The sequence below is a fragment of the Sphingomonas sp. IC081 genome (genome assembly GCF_006874585.1).
In the GTDB taxonomy this organism is placed as follows: Bacteria; Pseudomonadota; Alphaproteobacteria; order Sphingomonadales; family Sphingomonadaceae; genus Novosphingobium.
The window spans coordinates 2715821-2734884 of sequence record NZ_CP029761.1 but is presented as its reverse complement, the minus strand read 5'-3'; the positions used below and the strand labels follow the sequence as shown (position 1 = coordinate 2734884).

20 protein-coding genes and 1 riboswitch are annotated in these 19064 nt (G+C 69.1%); of the genes, 9 read left to right on the top strand and 11 right to left on the bottom strand.

Going from position 1 to position 19064, the window contains the following annotated elements; translation table 11 throughout:
* Positions 1-5: 5 nt before the first annotated feature.
* From DM450_RS12985 to DM450_RS12975, 3 genes are read right to left on the bottom strand one after another with little or no spacing between them, the layout of a single operon-like run.
* Positions 6-764, bottom strand: coding sequence for a methyltransferase domain-containing protein (locus tag DM450_RS12985; protein ID WP_142635427.1), 759 nt, complete (start codon positions 762-764; stop codon positions 6-8).
* Positions 761-1408: an alpha/beta fold hydrolase gene (locus DM450_RS12980; protein WP_142635425.1), complete on the bottom strand. Its 648-nt coding sequence runs from the start codon at positions 1406-1408 to the stop codon at positions 761-763. The genes DM450_RS12985 and DM450_RS12980 overlap by 4 nt, the downstream gene beginning before the upstream one ends.
* Positions 1405-2568 carry an aminotransferase class I/II-fold pyridoxal phosphate-dependent enzyme gene (locus DM450_RS12975; protein WP_142635423.1) on the bottom strand — a complete coding sequence of 388 codons (1164 nt, stop codon included), beginning with the start codon at positions 2566-2568 and terminating at the stop codon, positions 1405-1407. Before DM450_RS12975 ends, DM450_RS12980 begins: the two co-directional genes overlap by 4 nt.
* A gap of 257 nt (positions 2569-2825) precedes the next feature.
* On the opposite strand from DM450_RS12975, the gene DM450_RS12970 reads away from it, so the two are divergent.
* From DM450_RS12970 to DM450_RS12960, 3 genes are all read left to right on the top strand, one after another.
* A complete protein-coding gene (locus DM450_RS12970; RefSeq protein ID WP_260609850.1) occupies positions 2826-3716 on the top strand; it encodes a helix-turn-helix domain-containing protein in 891 nt (296 codons plus the stop codon).
* Positions 3717-4101: 385 nt separating this feature from the next.
* Positions 4102-5169, top strand: coding sequence for a L,D-transpeptidase (locus DM450_RS12965; RefSeq protein WP_142637872.1), 1068 nt, complete (start codon positions 4102-4104; stop codon positions 5167-5169).
* A gap of 861 nt (positions 5170-6030) precedes the next feature.
* Complete coding sequence (locus tag DM450_RS12960; RefSeq protein WP_142635419.1) at positions 6031-6516, top strand: hypothetical protein; 486 nt, start codon at positions 6031-6033, stop codon at positions 6514-6516.
* Positions 6517-6606: 90 nt separating this feature from the next.
* On the opposite strand, the gene DM450_RS12955 is transcribed toward DM450_RS12960, so the two are convergent.
* Genes DM450_RS12955 through DM450_RS12945 form a run of 3 tightly spaced genes read right to left on the bottom strand, consistent with a single transcriptional unit; the run spans position 6607 to position 8495 of the window.
* Positions 6607-6810, bottom strand: a complete 204-nt coding sequence (locus tag DM450_RS12955; RefSeq protein ID WP_142635417.1) for a hypothetical protein — start codon at positions 6808-6810, stop codon at positions 6607-6609.
* On the bottom strand, positions 6810-7013 hold the full coding sequence (locus DM450_RS12950; protein WP_142635415.1) for a DUF4169 family protein: 204 nt from the start codon (positions 7011-7013) through the stop codon (positions 6810-6812). Before DM450_RS12950 ends, DM450_RS12955 begins: the two co-directional genes overlap by 1 nt.
* Before the next feature lie 9 nt (positions 7014-7022).
* Positions 7023-8495, bottom strand: a complete 1473-nt coding sequence (locus tag DM450_RS12945; protein WP_142635413.1) for an ATP-binding protein — start codon at positions 8493-8495, stop codon at positions 7023-7025.
* A gap of 109 nt (positions 8496-8604) precedes the next feature.
* On the opposite strand from DM450_RS12945, the gene DM450_RS12940 reads away from it, so the two are divergent.
* Positions 8605-10785 carry a PAS domain-containing sensor histidine kinase gene (locus DM450_RS12940; RefSeq protein ID WP_142635411.1) on the top strand — a complete coding sequence of 727 codons (2181 nt, stop codon included), beginning with the start codon at positions 8605-8607 and terminating at the stop codon, positions 10783-10785.
* Positions 10786-10795: 10 nt separating this feature from the next.
* Here DM450_RS12940 and DM450_RS12935 read toward each other — a convergent pair whose 3' ends face one another.
* Positions 10796-11422 (bottom strand): SOS response-associated peptidase, encoded by a 627-nt coding sequence (locus DM450_RS12935; protein WP_260609849.1) that lies wholly within the window; start codon positions 11420-11422, stop codon positions 10796-10798.
* A 51-nt stretch (positions 11423-11473) separates the two neighbouring features.
* A riboswitch (TPP riboswitch) is annotated at positions 11474-11620 on the top strand.
* A gap of 48 nt (positions 11621-11668) precedes the next feature.
* Here DM450_RS12935 and thiC point away from each other — a divergent pair.
* Together thiC and DM450_RS12925 are read left to right on the top strand one after the other, a co-directional pair.
* Positions 11669-13555, top strand: coding sequence for a phosphomethylpyrimidine synthase ThiC (thiC, locus tag DM450_RS12930; protein ID WP_142635407.1), 1887 nt, complete (start codon positions 11669-11671; stop codon positions 13553-13555).
* A gap of 142 nt (positions 13556-13697) precedes the next feature.
* On the top strand, positions 13698-13982 hold the full coding sequence (locus tag DM450_RS12925) for a hypothetical protein (RefSeq protein WP_142635405.1): 285 nt from the start codon (positions 13698-13700) through the stop codon (positions 13980-13982).
* 3 nt (positions 13983-13985) lie between these two features.
* Here the strand turns inward: DM450_RS12925 and DM450_RS12920 are convergent, their stop codons facing one another.
* Positions 13986-14294 (bottom strand): alkylphosphonate utilization protein, encoded by a 309-nt coding sequence (locus DM450_RS12920; protein ID WP_142635403.1) that lies wholly within the window; start codon positions 14292-14294, stop codon positions 13986-13988.
* A 145-nt stretch (positions 14295-14439) separates the two neighbouring features.
* On the opposite strand from DM450_RS12920, the gene DM450_RS12915 reads away from it, so the two are divergent.
* From DM450_RS12915 to DM450_RS12905, 3 genes are read left to right on the top strand one after another with little or no spacing between them, the layout of a single operon-like run.
* Positions 14440-14796, top strand: a complete 357-nt coding sequence (locus tag DM450_RS12915; RefSeq protein WP_142635401.1) for a hypothetical protein — start codon at positions 14440-14442, stop codon at positions 14794-14796.
* A gap of 55 nt (positions 14797-14851) precedes the next feature.
* Positions 14852-15583: a hypothetical protein gene (locus DM450_RS12910; protein ID WP_142635399.1), complete on the top strand. Its 732-nt coding sequence runs from the start codon at positions 14852-14854 to the stop codon at positions 15581-15583.
* 41 nt (positions 15584-15624) lie between these two features.
* Positions 15625-16896: a multidrug effflux MFS transporter gene (locus DM450_RS12905; RefSeq protein ID WP_142635397.1), complete on the top strand. Its 1272-nt coding sequence runs from the start codon at positions 15625-15627 to the stop codon at positions 16894-16896.
* 49 nt (positions 16897-16945) lie between these two features.
* On the opposite strand, the gene DM450_RS12900 is transcribed toward DM450_RS12905, so the two are convergent.
* From DM450_RS12900 to DM450_RS12890, 3 genes are all read right to left on the bottom strand, one after another.
* Complete coding sequence (locus DM450_RS12900; RefSeq protein WP_142635395.1) at positions 16946-17092, bottom strand: lmo0937 family membrane protein; 147 nt, start codon at positions 17090-17092, stop codon at positions 16946-16948.
* A gap of 362 nt (positions 17093-17454) precedes the next feature.
* Positions 17455-18444 (bottom strand): phytoene/squalene synthase family protein, encoded by a 990-nt coding sequence (locus DM450_RS12895; protein WP_142635393.1) that lies wholly within the window; start codon positions 18442-18444, stop codon positions 17455-17457.
* Between the two features lie 22 nt (positions 18445-18466).
* The gene (locus tag DM450_RS12890; protein WP_142635391.1) at positions 18467-19063 is read right to left on the bottom strand and encodes a TIGR00730 family Rossman fold protein; all 597 of its coding nucleotides are present in this window, start codon (positions 19061-19063) and stop codon (positions 18467-18469) included.
* Between the last annotated feature and the right edge of the window lies 1 nt (position 19064).

Here is a 19064-nt window from a genome sequence, read left to right as displayed (position 1 = left end):
GCGGCTCACCTAGCGCGGTGTAGGTGACAGGTCACGACTTCGTAAGTCACTTCGCATCCGCTTTGGGCAAATCGGCCCAGCGTGCGGCGCAACTGTGGCGGGGTGAGCGGGCGGTGTCCGGCCTGAGCCGCCTGTGCGCCGATGGCTTTCAGGCCGCGCAGGAAGGCCAGCGGGTGCTCGTGGCGTTCCACGTGGTTGCAGACCGTGACGGTGCAATCTCGGAAGGCCTCGACCGGCGCGAAAGCGGGGGTTCCGGCGCTGAGGCCCTCGGCGGCATGGGCGGCGCGCCATTCGGCAAAGCTGCCGGGGCCCAGCGTGGTGACCATCAGGTGGCCCCCCGGCGCCAGCCAGCCTGCCATGCGGGCGAGCGCGGCGGGGGCATCGTCGAACCACTGCACCGCGAGGCTGGAGCAAATGAGGTCGAACGGGCCGCCTTCGGGCGCGCCATATTCGCCGTCGAGCACGGCGAAGCGGTGATGCGCGCGCGCGCCAAGCCGGGCGCGGCAGCGCGCCAGCATTTCGGGCGCGAGATCGGTGATCAGCCAGTCGCCGCCGATGCCGGTGCTGCCGAGTGCCTCGGTAAGGAACCCGGTACCGCAGCCGATCTCCAGCACGCGTGGGCCTGGATGGGGGGCGCCGGGCAGGTCGAGCGCGGCAATCCGCGCCGCCAGCGCCGCAGCCACCTCGCGCTGGACGCGGGCATGGCCGTCATAGTCGGGGGCGGCGGCGAAGGCGCGGCGCACGTTCTCGCGCGGGACGTTCATGCCGGCCGCGCCGTGCCCGGCGCCGCAGCCAGCATCGCTGCCAGTCCGCGCACGGCTTCGGCGCAGAGTTCGGGGTCCTCGACCGGCAGCAGGTGGCCGCCCGCCTCGCTCTCGATCCGGCGCACGTCGCCGCCCTCGAAGGTGCCTGCGCGCATGGCGCCTGGCATCAGCGGGTCCTGCCCGCCTTGCAGCGAGATCACCGGGGCCTTGGGCAGCGGCGCCCGGGCATCGCGCAGGCGCAGCAGGTCGCGGCGCAGAAGGTCGGCGTCGGGCTTGCCTTCGGGCACGGTGCCGCCGATCTGCTGGTGGAAACTGGCCAGCACGCCGGCCGGGCTCTGCCCGAAGCGGCGGATCATGTGCTCGACCACCCGCACCGGCACGCCCGGCTGGCCAAGCGGCGCGGTGAAGCGGGCAAAGCCGTTGATCGCGACCACGCCGAGCAGCCCCGGCGGCGGATCGGCCAGCACGCGGACGGTGCCGAAGCTGTGCGTCACCGCGATGCAGGGGCCTTCCACCAGGGGCACATGGCGCGCGCCGAAGTAGCCGGCGTCATCGATCGCATGGTCAAAATCGGCAAGCCGCGCGGCGAGCGGTGTCCAGAAATGCCGGTCGAAACCCCAGCCATGGGCAAACAGCAGTTTCACCGGAGGGCCTCGATGGCGGCGAGCAGGGCGGCGACGTCGTCCGGCGCATGGGTCGCGCGCAGGGCCAGGCGCAGGCGGCTGGTGCCGGGGGGCACGGTCGGCGGGCGGATCGCGGCGGCGAGGAAGCCCGCCTCCTCCAGCTTGCGCGAAAGCGCGATGGCATCGGCCTCGGCGCCGATCACCGCGGGCACGATCTGGGTGGAGGAGCGGGCATAGTCCAGTCCCAGCCGCGCCAGTCCCGCGCGCAGCTGCTCGCCCAGGGCCGCAAGGTGCGCGCGCTCGGCCGCCATCGCCGGCACCAGGTCCAGCGCGGCATCGACCGCGCCGAGCACGGCGGGGGGCGGCGCGGTGGTGAAGATCATCCCGCTCGCCGCGTTGACGAGATAGTCGACCAGCACTTGCGAGCCGGCGATATAGGCGCCGAACCCGCCCAGCGCCTTGCTGAAAGTGCCCATGATCACGTCCACCCGCCCCGGAGCCAGCGCCGAGAGCCCGGCGCCGCCGGGGCCGAGCACGCCGGTGGCATGGGCCTCGTCGATGTAGAGCACGGCGTCGTGGCGCTCGGCGATCTCGGCCAGGCGCAGCACGTCGGCGCGGTCGCCGTCCATCGAGAACACGCTTTCGGTCAGGATCAGCCGCGCGGGGGCCTCGGCGCCCTTGCTGGCGAGAAGCTGTTCGAGATGGTCCAGGTCATTGTGGCGGAACCGGTGCTGGCGCGCGCCGGACATCGCGATCCCGGCATGCATCGAGGCATGGATCAACCGGTCGGCAAACACGGCGACGCCCGGCATCGCCGCGATCAGCGCCGGGATCACCGCGGCATTGGCCTGCCAGCCGCTGGCAAAGACCAGCGAGGCTTCGGCATGCTTGAATCTGGCGATCCGGGCCTCGAGCGCGAGATGCGCCGCGCTGGTGCCGGTCACCAGCCGCGACGCGCCCGAGCCGGTGCCATGCTCGCGGGTCCAGGCGGCGGCGCGCTCGGCGAGCAGCGGATGGCGGGCGAGGCCGAGATAGTCGTTGCTGGAAAAATCGACGAGGTCGCGGCCTTCGCGCCGGATGCGCCCGGCGGGGAGCATGGCGGCGGGGCGCAGGCTGCGGCGCTGTCCGGCACTGTCGATCCGCGCCAGCGCGGCCTCGAGGAAGGAATCGAGCCTCTTCATCGCGCTCGCCGGTATGGCATGCGGCCCGCCGAGACAATGCCTGTTCGGCCCTGTCCACGCCGCCCCGGGGGCGGTTGGCCTCCGCTTGCGGCGAAATCCGCTTCTTGCGAATTTGTCCAAGCCGCCTGGTCAGAAAGATCGACCTGCCTGATGAGTTAAGGTAAATTACTGTAAAACCATGAGGGGATTCGATGGCGGAAGACAATTCCCGTCATTGCGCGTTGGTCCTGAGGACCGTGGAGTCGGGGGCTGCGGCCGTGCAGTCGCCGGTCGCGGCTTCGTGGTGCCGCTCGGCGCTGCGCTACGGACTGCTGCCCGATGACCGTCCGTTCGTGGAACGGCTGGACGAGAGCGCCTTGCGCGCGGTGCGCGAGGCGGCGGGCGGCCTGCCGGACCTCGCGCAAGCGACGCTCGATGCCCTGTTCGCCAGTGTCGGGCGCAGCGGCGCCTGCCTGCTGCTCGCCAATGGCGACGGGATCGTGCTCGACATGCGGACCACCGAGGCCGAGCGCGAGACGTTTGCCGTGCACGGGTTGGCGCCGGGGGCGAACTGGTCGGAAATGCGCGAGGGTACCAATGGCATCGGTACCAGCCTGATCGAGCAGCGGCCGGTCACGATCCTGCGCGACGAGCACTTTGCCTGCCGCAACACCGGGGTTTCCTGCATGGCGGCGCCGATCTTCGATCCCGACGGCCATGTGATCGCCGCGCTCAACGTCTCCAGCGCCCGCGCCGACCTTGGCGATACCGCGCTGCTGGTGGCCGCGCTGGTGCAGGATGCGGCCCGCGCGATCGAGCGTGACATGTTCTGCCAGCGCTTCGGCGCGGCGCGGATCATGCTCGCCCCGGCGGAGCGGCAGGGCGGCGGCCCGGCCTTGCTGGCGGTCGACCGCGATGACCTGGTGATCGGCGCGACGCGCGCGGCGCGGCGGCAGCTGGGGTTCGAGGCGGGCACGCCGCTGCCGCCGCGGCCGATCGGCGACCTGCTGGGGGAACCGCAAGTCCAGGGGTTCGAGGATGGCGAGCGCGCGGTGCTGCGCCAGGCCCTGGCCCGGGCGGGTGGAAACGTCTCGGCCGCGGCGCGCCTGCTGGGAATCGGCCGGGCGACATTCTATCGCCGGATGGAGCGGGCCGGGTTGGGTGGGTGAATTCCAACAGTACTGTTGTGGGCAATACTTCAAATTGTTTTTAAAATGTATCGCTGCCGAGACAGTTAGGTAGTAATACTTGGGTGATGGTCTTGGCGAGGGCGGGGCTGCGGCGTATTTTGATAACCGCAGCTTTCCGGTAAAGGCACCCCCCTCCCTCCGCCTCGGAAAGCTTTCGCGCCTGGCGAGGCCTTGTCCTCTCTCCCATCCCCCCCGAGGGGCTTCGCCGGGCGCTTTCCCTCCGTTTCACCGGTTGCGCGGATTTGCGGCGGGGCGTGCAGCCTCTGCCGGTGCGGGGCGTTGTAGAGACACCTGTCCCAATTGCTTACGGTGTCCTTTGAAGTTCTTGCATTCCGTATCGCTGGCGCCCGCCGCGCTGATCGGCATGGCGCTTGGTCCGCTGGCCGTGATCCCGCTTTCCGCCTGCCATTCCGAGGCCGACGCGCCCAAGGCGGAGGTCGCCGCGAGGCCGTCGGCCGATCCGCTGGCCTTTATGCCGGCGCCCGCCGCCGCCCCTCAGGGGCAGGCATCTCCAGCATCGGGCAATCCCCTGCTGCGCGCACAAGTCGCGCTGGACCGCCAGGGCTTTTCGCCGGGTGTGATCGACGGCAAGGACAGCGCCGCTTATGCGCTGGCGCTGCGGGGGTTCCAGCAGGCGCATGGGCTCGCCGCGAGCGGCAGGCTCGATACGCCGACGCAGCGGGCGCTGCTGGCGGGCGTGCGCGGCGATGGCACCCGCCGCGTGACGATCCCGCTGGCTTTTGCGCGCGGGCCGTTTCATCCCGATCTTCCCCGCGACATGGCCGGGCAGGCCAGGTTCGACCGGCTCGGCTACCGCAGCATGAGCGAGGCCCTGGCGGAGCGTTTCCACACGACACCCGAAACCCTGCTGGCGCTCAACGGGCCGGGCACGGTGCTCGGCGCGGGGCGGGTGGTGCGGGTGCCGGACATCGCCGATGCGGCCCCGAAGCCCGAGGATGGCGACACGACCGGCTGGTCCGACACGCTGGTGCGATTGGGCGTCGCCGCCGACCAGCCGCGCGCCGATCATCTCGTGGTCGACAAGTCCGACGGCGCCCTGCGGGCCTACGACAAGCAGGACCGCCTGATCGCGCAGTTCCCGGTGACGACCGGCAGCGGCCACGATCCCTTGCCGCTGGGCACCTGGAAGATCGTCGGTGCGGCGCGCAATCCCGACTATCACTTCAATCCCGACTTGTTCTGGGATGCAAAGAAGAACGCGAAGGACAAGCTGCTGCCGCCGGGGCCCAACGGGCCGGTCGGCGTGGTCTGGCTGGACTTGTCCAAGGAGCACTACGGCATCCACGGCACGCCCGAGCCGCAGAACATCGGCAAGACCGAAAGCCACGGCTGCGTGCGCCTGACCAACTGGGATGCGGCGCGGCTGGCGCAGATGGTCTCGCCTGGAATCACGGTGGTGTTCCAGGCCTGAGCGGCGGACCCTCGGCGGGCCTGTCGAAGCCCCGGCAGCAGAGCGCTGCACGAAGGCCAGCGAGCGAATGGTCATGCGCCGCGAGCGGGCTTCGACAAGCTCAGCCTGAGCGGGGCTGGGTCAAAACGCGGAATGCTAGGCGGCGTGGACAAATTCCTCGAGGTCACGATAGCCCCCATGTGCCCCCCGGCGAGGCGCGCGGACGCGGGAAGAGTGGTTCTCTTTCAAGGCCGTGCAACGCTGCCGGGGGGCACATGGGGGCTACCCCGAAGGGGCCGGACCAAAAACCCGCCACTTCGGCGTCGGTTCGGCTTGAACTATCGACATAGTCCTGCGCCTCACCTCCTTGAATTGACGGGTTTTGCCTCCGGTCGTGACCTCGAGGAATTTGTCCACGCCGCCTAGGGTGGCGGCCCTTTGCAGGCGTTCGTTGAACCCGGATGGCTTGCCGATTGTTCACTCCATTCGTCATTCCCGCGAAGGCGGGAATCCAGTAGCAACCTGGCAATGAAGGACACTCGAAGGCAATCCACAGTGGCGCGATCTCGCCACCGACGTTGGCTTCGAAGCGCTGCGTTGACTGGGTTCCCGCCTCCGCGGGAATGACGAAGAGGGGGCGGGAATGGCGAAGATCCGGGTGCAGATTTGGCAACGGCAACGGGTGTTTTAAAATCCGAACCAGACAGTTCGCTTCGCAGCCCCACTCAGCCCCCCAATCCCCGCCCGGCCTGAACCTGCCGAACGCTTCGGGGTGGGGCGAGCCCTGGCCGGGGTGGATCGAATCCCTGCGCCTTGCCTTGAGGGGCGCGCAAATCCTAACCCTCGGCGTCCGGGTCATCTCGTTTATACCAAGGACATAACATGAAATTCACGCTCGCTGCCCTCGCGGCTCTTGCTGCCACGCTGGCCGCCGCCGCGCCGGCCATGGCCAATACCGTGACCGCCGAGGCCAATATCGCCCGCGCCGAGGGTGACTGGGGCGGGGAACTCGCGGTCGGCGTGCCGGTGGTGCAGGACGGGGGATTCTCGATCACCCCTGCGGTCGGCCTGTTCTTCCATGACCGCGACCATCCCGCCTATTATCACGACGACGGCTCGTGCTTTGCCAGGTCGAGCGGCAACGAGGTTTCCGGCGGCAAGTGCGACGATTCGGGCACCAAGCTCTTCGCCAAGGTCGAGGCGACCTACCGGCTGCCGATGGCGCTGGCCGTGGGGGTCGGCGCGCGCCTGATCGGCGACAACGTGCGGCCTTATGGCACGGTGTCGATGCCGCTGCTGCCGCGCATCGACGTCAAGGGCAACCTCGGCGACCACTACGTCGCGGCAGGCCTTCAGGCGCGCTTCTGATTGCGCGGTGCAGCCTCTTTGCCTCCCCGGATTCTGCTGGGGGGCAAAGGGGCTGCCGCATGCGGCAGGCCGGCTGCGCGGCGGCGGCCGTCAGCCCTCCAGCAGGTCCAGATAGGCCACGACGTCATTGTCGGTGGCGATGAACAGGCCGTCCTGCACGTCCTCGATCTGCTGGGAGGCGATTTCCATGGCCTCGGCCAGCGGGCCGTAGAACAGGGTGGTGACGCCGCCGCCCTCGGGGCCGCCGTCGAGGTGGTAGAGCCGCACATTGGCGTCGCTGTAGGTCGTGCGCATCAGCCCTCGTCCTCTCCTTGCTCAGGCTCACGTTCGCGCCTTGCGCCCTCGACCGTGCGCGCGATCCGGGCGATCTCGGCCTCGGCGGCCTGGCGCTCGTGCTTGCTGCGGCCATGGCGGGCGCGGCTGGCCTCTGCCTGTGCCTGATTGTCGGAACGCGCCCTGGCCTTGCGGGCCATGCGCAGGTTGATGATCTCGGCCATGAGGCCCTTCTACGCCTCGACGGGCGCGGTGGTAACCCCCAGATCGGGCAGGCCGACCGAACGCTTGCCCGAAAAGTCGGTGCGCACGACGATGAGCCCGTCCTTCTCCAGGAAGTCCAGCAGGCGCTGCACGCGGCGCGGGCTGCTGGTGCCGTAGGTCCGGGCCAGCACCATGTCGTCCGGGCAGGGCTGGTCGTTCATCGCCGCCAGCGCGATCAGGTAGAACGGCGCCAGCGCATCGTCGGGCACGTGCTTGGCCAGATTGAAGAGGTCGAGCCACTTCTCGTCGTCCGGGTCCTCGATCCCGGCCAGCGCGGCGGCAAAGCCCCGGCGGAAGGTCGTGGCATCCAGCCCGCGCACGGAGATGCCCTTCATCCGGCAGCGGATCGTGAAGTCCTGGAACAGCGTGGTCGAGGGCTGGAACGAGCAGTCCTCGTCCTTGGCCATGGCATTGAGGATCTCGATCATCGCCGCGCGGTTTTCCTCCGGCTCCGGTTCCGGGCGCTCGGGGCGCGGCGGCGGGGCGGCGGCGAGGGTGGGCGACTGCGCGATCGAGGCGGAGAGGTCGTCGACGTCGATCGCCGGGCGCGGCGGCGGGCGGTGGAATTCCTGCCGCTCGGGCTCGACGTGCAGGTTGTCGTGCAGCAGCTCGCGCAGCTCGTCGGTGGAGGCGGTGGGCAGCGGCATCAGGCCGGGGGTGATCGACTTGGCGCCGGTGCGCACGGTGCCGATGTTGACCGCCACCGGGCGGCGGCTGATCGCCGGGCCGAGGCCGAGGAACTGGCCGCGCGCAAGGTCGCGGATCGATTCGGCCTGACGGCGCTCCATGCCCAGCAGGTCCGCGGCGCGGATCATGTCGATGTCGAGGAAGGTGCGGCCCATCAGGAAGTTGCTGGCTTCCGCCGCCACGTTCTTGGCAAGCTTGGCGAGGCGCTGGGTGGCGATGACGCCCGCCAGACCGCGCTTGCGGCCACGGCACATGAGGTTGGTCATCGCCGCCAGGCTGACGCGGCGGGCTTCCTCGGTGACTTCGCCGGCGGCGGCGGGGGCAAACATCTGCGCCTCGTCGACAACGACCAGCACCGGATACCACTGCTCGCGCGGGGCATCGAACATGGCGTTGAGGAACTGTGCGGCGCACTTCATCTGCTGGTCGATTTCCAGCTCGTCGAGCGCGAGGACCACCGAGGCGCGGTGTTCGCGGATACGCGCGCCGAGGCGGACGATCTCGGCCTCGGCATAAGCGGCGCCGTCGATCACGACGTGGCCGAATTCCTCGGCCAGGCTGACGAAGTCGCCCTCGGGATCGATCACCACCTGCTGGACGATCGGCGCGCTCTCTTCAAGCAGGCGGCGCAGCAGGTGCGACTTGCCGGACCCGGAATTGCCCTGCACCAGCAGGCGGGTCGCGAGAAGTTCCTTGATGTCGATTTCGATCGACTCGCCCTGCGGGGTCTGGCCGATCACGATGTTGGCGCTCACGGGTGCCTATTGGCAAAGGCGGGCGCCGCCGCGCAAGGGGGCAGGGCGCGTTTTCCATAGGTAGCCGCCCGGATGGCGCGCCGCCGCCGGGCCGGGGTATGATCGCCGGGTGGATGGTTTGTCGCCCGATTCCGGTGGCTTGAAGGGCGGGGCAAGGTCCCGCGCCGATGCGCTTGCCCAGGCGCTGGACCGGCTCGCCGACGCCCACCGCGCGTTGGCCGATGCCCATGCCACCGCCGATGCCGCGCGCGCCCTGCTGCGCGATGCCATCGATTCGCTGGCGGACGGTTTTGCCCTGTTCGATGCCGAGGACCGCATGGTGCTCTGCAACCGGGCGTTCCTGAAGATGTTCCCGTGGTTCGAGCCGATGCGCGATTCGGCGCCGGCCTTTGCCGAAATGGCCCGCCGGATGGCCGAGGCCGGGGCCACCATCGGGTCGCGCATCGCTCCCGACCGCTGGTTGCGTGACCGCATGGCCCAGCACCGCGAGGCGCGCGGCGCCCATGTCCAGGCGCTGGCCGACGGGCGGTGGATCCAGATCAACGAACTGCGCACCAGCGGCGGCGGCATCGTCGGCATCTATACCGACGTCACCATGGTCAAGGCCGAGGATGCCCGCCAGCGCGCCCGCGAACTGGGCGAGCGCAACCTGGCGCTGCAGACCACGCTCGACACGCTGTCCGAAGGGGTCTGCCTGTTCGACGTCCAGCGCCGCTTGCAGGCGTGGAACGAAGGCGTGGCGGCGCTGCTGGGCCTCGATGTCGGCAGCGAGGGGGCACTGCTGGCAAGCCACGAGGCGCTGGTGCGCTGGTGCGCCGAGCAGGGCGGGCTGGAGCGCGCCGAGGCGCTGGAATGGCGCGAAGGCGGCGGCGCCCGGGTGGTGAGCGACTGCCGCATGTTCGCCGATGGCGAGGGCGCGCGCCATTTCACGATCCGGTCGGTGCCGCTGACCAGCGGCGGCATGGTCTTCACCTTCGACGACGTGACCGACCAGGTCCGCTTCCGCCGCTCGCTGACCGAGACCGCCGAGACGCTGGAGCGCCGGGTGGCCGAGCGTACCGCCGAACTGGTGGAAGTGAACCTGCGGCTGGTCGCCGCCACCGAGGCGGCGCTGGAGGCCAATCGCTCCAAGACCAGCTTCCTCGCCGCCGCCAGCCATGACCTGCTGCAGCCGCTCAACGCCGCACGGCTGTTCGTGTCGGCGCTGGGCAGCGAGGCCTTGCCGGAAAAGCCGCAGGCGCTGGTGCGGCAGGCCGCCTCCGCGCTCGATTCGGTGGAGGACCTGCTCGAAGCCCTGTTCGAGATCTCGCGCCTCGATGCCGGCGCGATCCAGCCCGAACTCGGCGACCTGCCCCTGGCGCCGCTGCTGGCCGCGCTGCGCCGCGAGTTCGCGCCGCTGGCGGAAGCGGCGGGGCTCGCGCTGGTGGTGCCGGACAGCGCGGACTGGGTGCGATCCGATGCCCGGCTCCTGCGGCGGGTCCTGCAGAACTTCGTCTCCAACGCGATCCGCTACACCGCGCGGGGGGAGGTGCGGGTGGAGCTGGCTGGGGCCGGGGCCGGGGAGGGGGCGGGAGCGGGAGCGGGAGCGGGAGCGGGAGCGGGAGCGGGAGCGGGAGCGGGAGCGGGAGACGAACTGGTGGTCACCGTGCGCGACACCGGCCCGGGCATCGCCGAGGCCGAGCGCGCCGCGATCTACGAGGAATTCCGCCGCCTCGATGCCACCCGCAAGATCCCCGGCAAGGGGCTGGGCCTTGCCATCGTGCGGCGGGTGACAACGATGCTCGGCCACGAACTGGGGCTGGAGAGCACGCCGGGGAAGGGCTCGGCCTTCTCGGTGCGCCTGCCGCGCGCCGTGCCCCGGCCGGCCTGCACGGCGCCGGAGGAGCTGGGCGATCCGGCCGGCCCCGGCACGCGGTGCGGCGGCGGCGCGCTGGTGCTGGTGATCGACAACGAACCGGCGATCCTGGCGGGCATGGCGGCCTTGCTGGGGAGCTGGGGGCTGGAGGTCGTTGCCGCCGGCGACCCGGACGATCCGCAAGTCGCCGCCGCGCTGGCGCGCGGCCCGGCCATGCTGATCGCCGACTATCATCTCGACAACGGGCTGACCGGCGACGACGCGGTCCTGGCCCTGCGCGCACGGCTGGGCCGGGACCTGCCCGCCTGCCTCGTCACCGCCGATCGCGGCGAGCCGCTCAAGGCTCGGGCCGCCGCGCTGGGCCTGCCCTTGTTCACCAAGCCGGTGAAACCGGCGCGCCTGCGGGCGCTGCTGCGGCAACTGGAGGTGCTTTAGGTCGTTCTATTCATCCCGCCACGTGCAGCGACATCAGCGAGGAGGAATAAGGCGCGAGCAGCTCTGCCGCGCGTTTCCAGTCGCCGCGCAGCCAGAGGTCGTGCGCGGCGGGATCGGCGGGCAGGATCACCGGCATCGTCTCGCGCCCCTCGGAGCGCAGCGCGGCATTGGCGGGGGCGGTGAGCAGCGCGAAGCTGGGTACTTCGCTGTCCTTCCAGACCCCGGCCATGGCGAAGACCGGCTGGTCGGCGGCGCCGAACCAGCATGCCCGGCGCTTGCCGTCACGCGGGTCCGCCTTGCCCCATTCCATGAAGGCCGTGGCCGGGACCAGGCAGCGGAACTCGCTGTTGCGCAAGGTGCCGATCCAGAACGGGCTTTCGAGATTGCGCACGGTAAGGATGCCATGACGCCGTTCATCCCAGCCCCGCGGCGGCGGGGGGACGCCCCAGAGGCGCGGGATCATCCGGCGCGGCAGGCGCTTTTCCGGGCGCGGCCCCGCCACGAACTCGCGGCCCATGGTGATGACGGGCGCAAAGCCGCCCGCCGAAACCGCGCCGCCGGGCCAGGGGTCGTTGCCGGCGTCGAGGCCGAAGGTGCGAGCCACTTCGCGGGCAGGGGCGTCGAGGCGATAGATCATCGGCATGGCTGCTTCGGGCCCTAGACGGAGGCAAAAGCCGCGTCTATCGTCCGGCCATCCCCGGGGAGCTTGTGCCTAGGGTTTTCGCTTTTGCGAGAGCCTGCAGGAAACAAATGGCTGAGAGGGGCAGGTCACGCTGCCCGACCCGTTGAACCTGAACCCGTTAACACGGGCGGAGGGAAGGGCGGGCCACAGGACTATCTGTCGCGACCTTTCTTTCGTCCATAAGCCGAAGGAAAATCGCTTATGGCCGACATCAATTCCAAATTGGAAATCGGCGTCACCACCGGACCCATTCGCGGGTCGAAGAAGATTCACGTCGGGCCGCTTGGCGTGGCCATGCGGGAGATTCACCTTGAGCCCGGTTCGGGCGAGGCGCCGGTGCGTGTCTACGATACGTCCGGCCCCTACACCGATCCGAATGTCACCATCGACATCGCCGCCGGTCTTGCCGCCAAACGCCGGACATGGATTCTCGCACGCGGAGACGTGGAGGATTACGAGGCCCGCGCCGTAAAGCCGGAGGACAACGGCCAGCATCTTGGCGCATTGGGGCCTGACCGTTCGGGCGGCGTCCCGGCCTTCCCCAACGTCGTGAAGCGCCCGCTGCGCGCCAAAGCGGGCATGAACGTCAGCCAGATGCACTACGCCCGCCGGGGCATCATCACGCCGGAGATGGAATACGTCGCCGAGCGTGAGAACCTCGGCCGCGCGATGCTGAAGGCATACGCGCGCGACGGTCAGGCCAGAGATGGTGAAAGTTGGGGCGCGGCCATCCCCGACTACGTCACCCCCGAATTCGTGCGTGAGGAAGTGGCGCGCGGCCGGGCGATCATCCCCGCCAACATCAACCACCCCGAAAGCGAGCCGATGGCGATCGGCCGTAATTTCCTCGTCAAGATCAACGCCAACATCGGCAATTCCGCCGTCGCCTCGGACGTGGCGAGCGAGGTGGACAAGATGGTCTGGTCGATCCGCTGGGGCGCGGACACGGTGATGGACCTCTCCACCGGGCGCAACATCCACGACACCCGCGAATGGATCATCCGCAACAGCCCCGTGCCGATCGGCACCGTGCCGATCTATCAGGCGCTGGAAAAGGTCGGCGGCATTGCCGAGGACCTGACCTGGGAGGTGTTCCGCGACACCCTGATCGAACAGGCCGAGCAGGGCGTGGACTACTTCACCATCCACGCCGGCGTGCGCCTGCCCTTCGTGCCGCTTGCGGCCAGGCGCGTGACCGGCATCGTCAGCCGGGGCGGCTCGATCATGGCCAAGTGGTGCCTTGCCCACCACAAGGAATCGTTCCTCTACGAACGCTTCGACGAGATCACCGAGATCATGAAGGCCTACGACGTCGCCTATTCGCTGGGCGATGGCCTGCGCCCCGGCTCGATCGCCGACGCCAATGACGAGGCGCAGTTCGCCGAACTCTATACCCTCGGCGAGCTGACGAAGCGGGCCTGGGCGCAGGATGTGCAGGTGATGATCGAGGGGCCGGGCCATGTGCCGATGCACAAGGTGAAGGAGAACATGGACAAGCAGCTCGAGGCTTGCGGCGAGGCGCCGTTCTACACCCTCGGGCCGCTGGTGACCGACATTGCGCCGGGCTACGACCATATCACCAGCGGCATCGGCGCGGCCATGATCGGCTGGTACGGCACGGCGATGCTCTGCTACGTCACGCCCAAGGAGCACCTTGGCCTGCCGGACCGCGACGACGTGAAGGTCGGCGTTGTCACCTACAAGCTGGCCGCCCATGCCGCCGATCTCGCCAAGGGGCACCCGGCCGCCAAGGTCCGCGACGATGCGCTGTCCCGCGCCCGTTTCGAGTTCCGCTGGCGCGACCAGTTCAACCTCAGCCTCGATCCCGACACCGCCGAGCAGTACCACGACCAGACGCTTCCCGCCGAAGGCGCGAAGTCCGCGCATTTCTGCTCGATGTGCGGGCCGAAGTTCTGTTCGATGAAGATCAGCCAGGAAGTGCGGGACTTCGCGGCGAAGCAGAACCAGCCGGTGCAGGCCTTTGTCGCGGCCGAGGAGGCCGAGGCGGGCATGGCCGAAATGAGCAAGGTGTTCCGCGAGACCGGCAGCGAACTCTACATGGGCGCCGGCGGGCGCGAGCACGACTGACGGCGCTGTGCCGATCCCCGACCCCGTATTTTACGCTGCCCCGTATTTTTACGCTGCAATGCAACAAATACGGGGTCGTCCGTCTTCGCGAGTGCGAAATGCGGTGCTAAAATGAAGGGCCCCCCAACGGAGCCCCGATTCCATGCGTGATCCCGCAGCCGAATGGCTGAAACTGGCAAGCGAGAGTTACAGCCTCTGGGCCGATTCGATGATGGTGATCGGCATGCGCACCGCCGACATGATGACCGGCCGCGGCAGCAGCCACGAGAACCTGCGCATGGTGACCGAGAAAGTCGAGGCCAATGCCGAACTGGCCGCCAAGCTGTTCTGGGGCGGCCCGACCACGCCGGAGAAGGCCGCCCGCAAGGCCGTGGGCCACTACCGCAAGCGCGTCAGGGCCAATCGCAGGCGGCTTTCCAGGGGGTAAGTATCAGCGCTTGCGCACGAATTCCGCGCGCAGGACCAGGCCCTTGATGCCGGGATACTTGCAGTCGATCTCCTGGGCGTCGCCGGTCAGGCGGATCGAGGGGATCAGGGTGCCGCGCTTGAGCGTCTGGCCCGCGCCCTTGACGTCGAGATCCTTGATCAGCGTCACCGCATCGCCGTCCGCCAGCAGGTTGCCCACCGCGTCGCGCACTTCGACGGTGTCCGCCGCCGCGCGCTTGGCGGCCAGTTCCGAGGCGGGCAGCCATTCGCCGCTCTCTTCGTCGTAGATGTAGTCTTCGTCGTCAGCCGACATGTCGTATTCTCCTGTTGGCAAGGCCCATGGCAGGACCAGCCCGGTTTGGCGAGTGTCATGACAGCACGGGGACAGGTCCGCATCCGGATTACGTTCCTGCAGGGCAAGGATTTGCTATGCTGCTTGCAGGCAAGCCGGGGGACACATGACGCAGCCCAGCGAGAGTAACGAGTATTTCGGCCCGGCCGAGCAGGTGGTGCAGCATTCGGACATCGGCAGTTTCATGCCGGTGGGCTATTACCGGCCCATTCCCATCGTCTGGTTCGCGGGCGGCTGGTTCGTGCAGGTCGGCGCCTTGCTCTTCCTGTTTTTGCTGCTGCTGGGCAAGCCGATCCTCTATCCGCTGCTGACGACCGCACTGGTCAGCTACGGGATCGGCCACTGGACCTTCGGGCGCGGCATGTCGGGGGCATCGACGGGGTGGAAGGTCTTCACCGTCGCCGCGCTGGGCCTCAACTGGGTGCTGGTGGCGCTGGTGGAATGGGCCTTGCTGGCCGGCTGAGCAGCGTAGCGTTGGCGGGAGCGGCCATGGCGGGATCAGGGCCGGGAAGGTGGATATGGAAGCGCTTGCCAAACTGATCACCGCCATGGCCGCGCTGCTCGGCGCGATCGTCTGGCCGGTCATCTTCCTGACGCTGGTGGTGCTGTTCCGCAAGGAGCTGGCCGCCGCCATCGAGCGCCTGCCCGGCCTGTTCGACCGGCTGCGCAAGATGAAAGTGGCGGGCGTCGAGGCCGAACTCGACGCGCTGGCGGAAAAGTCGCCGGACCGGGGCGGGGTCACCGCGGACCAGGCGCGCGCCACCGCGCAGCTTTCGATCCAGGCGCGGGAAAGCGGCAGCAGCGCGATGCAGGCCGAACTCGACAAGCTCTGCCTGCAGTACGACACGATCCTGCGCACGATGCCCGCCGGTGCGCTGCGCACCCAGGAAATGAACCGGATCCTCGTCAAGCTGCGCGCGCTGGGGCCCTCCACCTCGGGCCGCATCGACGCGCTCAAGCGCGCGGGCTCGGCGGGCAGCAGGCTGGCGGCGGTGGCGATGATGCAGATGGAGCCGGAACTGGCCGACCTGCCCTGGCTGCTCGACCGCTTTTCCAGCGAGGCGCCATTTGTCTTCTACCACGCGGCGCTGGCGCTGGAGAACGCGGCGAATGCGGCGAACGGGCCGGATCGCGGCGGCGTCGCCGAGTTCGCACGGCAGGCGCTGGCCATCGTCGAGGATCATCTCAAGCCGGACGAGGCAACCGTCGCCGTGCTGCGCGCCCTGATCGAAGGCGGGGCGAACGCCTAAAAGGCTGGCGCTGGCTTCGCACATGCGGCATGGGCGGTGGCATGCGTTCCCCCGATGCCCAGTCCGACCGCTTCCCGATGGGGGAAGTGGAGTTCGTTGCCCTGATGGCCTCGCTCCAGGCGCTGATGGCGCTCTCGATCGATGTCATGCTGCCCGCGCTCGGCGCGATTTCGCGCGACCTGCATCTGGCCGATCCGAACAGCCGCCAGCTGATCGTCGGCGTCTTCCTGATCTGCTCGGGGCTCGGCTCGCTGTTTCCCGGCGCGCTGGCCGACCGCTTCGGGCGCCGCCCGGTGGTGCTGACCGCGATCGGCGCCTACATCGCGACCGCCTTCCTCTGCGCGATCTCGGGCAGCTTCCTGCTGCTGCTGATCGCGCGCGGTTTCATGGGGGCGTTCTGTTCGGCGATGATGGTCATGCCGATGACCATCCTGCGCGACCGTTTCGACGGTGACCGCATGGCCCGCACCCAGTCGCTGGTGGCGATGACGTTCATGGTCGTGCCGATGGTGGCGCCGATGATCGGCCAGACCGTGCTGCTGTTTGTCGGCTGGCGCTGGATCTTCGGGATCATGTGCACGATGGGGGTGCTGGTCTTCGCCTGGAGCTTCATGCGCCTGCCCGAGACGCTCCACCCCGACTACCGCCAGCCGATCCAGCCGCGGGTGATCGGCGGCAACATGCTGCTGGCGCTCAGGGAGCGCTCCGCCTTCGGCTACTTCCTCGGCGCCGCCTTCGTGCAGGGGGCGCTGTTCGGCTACATCAATTCGGCGCAGCAGCTGGTGGGCGAGCACTTCGGCGCCGGCACTTTCTTCCCGGTGATCTTCGGCGGCATGGCGCTGGTCATGGCCTGCTCGAACTTCCTCAATTCGCGCATCGTCGAGAAGTTCGGCGCCCGCCGCGTCTCGCACACGGCGCTGCTGTGCTACATCCTGTTTGCCGCCGTGCACCTTGTCTTCGCGATGCGCGGCGAGAGCATCTGGGCCTTCATCCCGCTGATGACGGTGACGATGTGCATGATGAGTTTCATCGGCGCGAACTTCCAGGCGATCTCGCTCCAGCCCTTCGCGCGGATCGCGGGGGCGGCGGCCTCGGTCATGTCGTTCGTGCGCACGGTGCTGGGCGCGGCGCTGGGGTCGCTGATCGGGCAGGCCTACGACGGCACCGCGCGGCCGATCCTGGGGGCGATGGTGGTCTGCGGGCTGACCGGACTGGTGCTGGTGCTCTATTCCGAGCACGGTCGCCTGTTCCGCCGGGTCAATCCGCCGGGCTTCTACAAGGCGCATCCGCCGTCGGCGGGGCATGAGTTCTGACAGGGGATTTTCGGGGGCGCGTGGCCCCCGATTTTCCTTTCGGCGCTGGTCAGACCCTTCGTCCGCGGAACAGCTGGACCAGGCCGACCACGATGGCGACCACGAGCAGGACGTGGATCAGCGCGCTCGACACATGGAACACGACAAAGCCGAGCAGCCACAGCACGATGAGAATGGCAGCGATGGTGAAAAGCATGGCATCTTCTCCTTTGAGCGATCACGGGAGAAACGCGCAGGCGTCGTTATGGCTGCATGAAGACTTTGCAGCGCGCGCTATGTGCCCTGCGCACACGACTCGTCTCAGGCCGAGGGCGGACGGCAGATTGCCGCGGCGGGGCCGGTTGCCGCCGCGCGGCGGGCACGGCATGGTCCCGCCTGCGACCGCGAATCGCCCTTGGGCGTGTCTCGCTGCTGCTCTTCGGGTCCACCGGTTTCGATAAATTCCAGAATGAACCGTAACCGGGCCGGTCCAGGCGGGCCCATCCCGTCTGGCCAATCCGGCCGAGGCGGGCCAGTCTCGTGCCTGCCATGCCGGCGAAGCGCTGCCTTGCGCGGATTTCAGTCGTGCAACCTGGCCGGATGGGCCTGCGCCAGCGCCGCCAGTTCGCGGCGCGAGAGCACCGGTCGCGAGGTTTCCGGATCGGGCACGCGGGGCGAGCGCGCCTCGGCCAGCGCCGTCCAGACATGGCCAAGCTTGTGCCAGCCGGAAATCTGCACGCGGTGGTCCCAGGCATGGGCGCCCAGCCGCTCCACCTCGCGGGCGATCTCGCTGTAGATGCCGGCGGCGGAGAGCACTGCCCAGCGCTGGCGGAACTGCAGGCGCGCGGCGCCGACGCGGGCGGAATCCTCGTATTCGCGGGCCAGCGCGCAGGCCTGCGCGACCATCGGCACCAGCGCGCCGCGGTAGTGCGGCTTGGTCACTTCGCCGGGCGGAATGTCGGCCTCGGCCAGCCATTCGACCGGCAGGTAGCAGCGCCCGTTGGCATCGTCTTCCCAGACGTCACGCACGATATTGGCGAGCTGGAAGGCAATGCCGAGGTCGCAGGCGCGGTCGAGCGTGTCCTGGTCCTCGGGCGAGACCCCCATGACCAGCGCCATCATCACCCCCACGGCGCCGGCGACATGGTAGCAGTAGCGCAGCATGTCCGCCTCGCTGCGCGGGCGCCAGTCGTCGGCGTCGAGCGCGAAGCCGGCCAGCACGTCCTCGACCAGGGCATCGGTGATCGGCACTTCGCGGCGCAGCTGGGCGAGCGCGTCGAAGGCCGGGGTGCCGGTGCTTTCGCCCGCCATGGCGAGTTCGGTGAGGGTGCGGATCGTCGCCAGCCGGTCCTGCGGGGCGAGCCGGGTGCCGAGGCGGACCGGGGCGGCGGCGCGGCCATGGTCCTGCTCGTCGGCGATGTCGTCGCAGGCGCGGCACCAGGCATAGAGCAGCCAGACCCGCTCGCGCGTGGCGCGGTCGAACAGCCGGCTGGCCGCGGCAAAGCTCTTCGAGCCCTTGCGGATCGAGCGGTGCGCGGAGCGGACCAGTGCGGAGCGGGTGGCTGGCATGTCGTCTGTCGCCCGGGACGCCTCAGAGCGTCTTGGGGTCCATCTTCACGATCGGCACGATCGGCTCGTGCGCGGCCATGCGGCCCAGCAGCGATTCGAGGTCGGTGTCGTCGATGATGATGCCCTGGTGGGCGGGGCGCACGAAGCCGACTTCGCCCATGTGGCGGTTGAACGCCAGCAGCATGTCGTAGAACCCGAAGGCATTGAGCACGCCGACCGGCTTGTCGTGATAGCCCAGCTGCGACCAGCTGACCGCTTCCCACAGCTCGTCCATGGTGCCCACGCCCCCGGGGATGACCACGAAGCCGTCCGACAGGCGGGTGAACTCGGCCTTGCGCTCGTGCATGGTCGCAACGACGTGGAGTTCGGTGCAGTCGTGGTTGGCCACTTCGCCGCCGCGTCCGTTACCGCCGACCAGCGCCTCGGGAATGATGCCGATCACTTCGCCGCCTTCGGCCAGCGCGCCGGCCGCCACCGCGCCCATCAGGCCAAGGCGGCCGCCGCCGTAGACGACGCCGATGCCCTTCTTCGCCAGCGTCGCGCCGACTTCGCGGGCGAGTTCGATGTAGCGGGGATCGGCGGGGGTGGCCGAACCGCAGTAGACGGCAAGACGCTTCATG

Excerpts from the sequence above, each read along its gene's own strand:
- DM450_RS12985 (WP_142635427.1), bottom strand. The coding sequence starts at position 764 with ATGAACGTCCCGCGCGAGAACGTGCGCCGCGCCTTCGCCGCCGCCCCC.
- DM450_RS12975 (WP_142635423.1), bottom strand. The coding sequence starts at position 2,568 with ATGAAGAGGCTCGATTCCTTCCTCGAGGCCGCGCTGGCGCGGATCGAC.
- DM450_RS12965 (WP_142637872.1), top strand. The coding sequence starts at position 4,102 with ATGGCGCTTGGTCCGCTGGCCGTGATCCCGCTTTCCGCCTGCCATTCC.
- DM450_RS12960 (WP_142635419.1), top strand. The coding sequence starts at position 6,031 with ATGAAATTCACGCTCGCTGCCCTCGCGGCTCTTGCTGCCACGCTGGCC.
- DM450_RS12955 (WP_142635417.1), bottom strand. The coding sequence starts at position 6,810 with ATGCGCACGACCTACAGCGACGCCAATGTGCGGCTCTACCACCTCGAC.
- DM450_RS12950 (WP_142635415.1), bottom strand. The coding sequence starts at position 7,013 with ATGGCCGAGATCATCAACCTGCGCATGGCCCGCAAGGCCAGGGCGCGT.
- DM450_RS12935 (WP_260609849.1), bottom strand. The coding sequence starts at position 11,422 with ATGATCTATCGCCTCGACGCCCCTGCCCGCGAAGTGGCTCGCACCTTC.
- thiC (WP_142635407.1), top strand. The coding sequence starts at position 11,669 with ATGGCCGACATCAATTCCAAATTGGAAATCGGCGTCACCACCGGACCC.
- DM450_RS12925 (WP_142635405.1), top strand. The coding sequence starts at position 13,698 with ATGCGTGATCCCGCAGCCGAATGGCTGAAACTGGCAAGCGAGAGTTAC.
- DM450_RS12920 (WP_142635403.1), bottom strand. The coding sequence starts at position 14,294 with ATGTCGGCTGACGACGAAGACTACATCTACGACGAAGAGAGCGGCGAA.
- DM450_RS12915 (WP_142635401.1), top strand. The coding sequence starts at position 14,440 with ATGACGCAGCCCAGCGAGAGTAACGAGTATTTCGGCCCGGCCGAGCAG.
- DM450_RS12910 (WP_142635399.1), top strand. The coding sequence starts at position 14,852 with ATGGAAGCGCTTGCCAAACTGATCACCGCCATGGCCGCGCTGCTCGGC.
- DM450_RS12905 (WP_142635397.1), top strand. The coding sequence starts at position 15,625 with ATGCGTTCCCCCGATGCCCAGTCCGACCGCTTCCCGATGGGGGAAGTG.
- DM450_RS12900 (WP_142635395.1), bottom strand. The coding sequence starts at position 17,092 with ATGCTTTTCACCATCGCTGCCATTCTCATCGTGCTGTGGCTGCTCGGC.
- DM450_RS12895 (WP_142635393.1), bottom strand. The coding sequence starts at position 18,444 with ATGCCAGCCACCCGCTCCGCACTGGTCCGCTCCGCGCACCGCTCGATC.
- DM450_RS12890 (WP_142635391.1), bottom strand. The coding sequence starts at position 19,063 with ATGAAGCGTCTTGCCGTCTACTGCGGTTCGGCCACCCCCGCCGATCCC.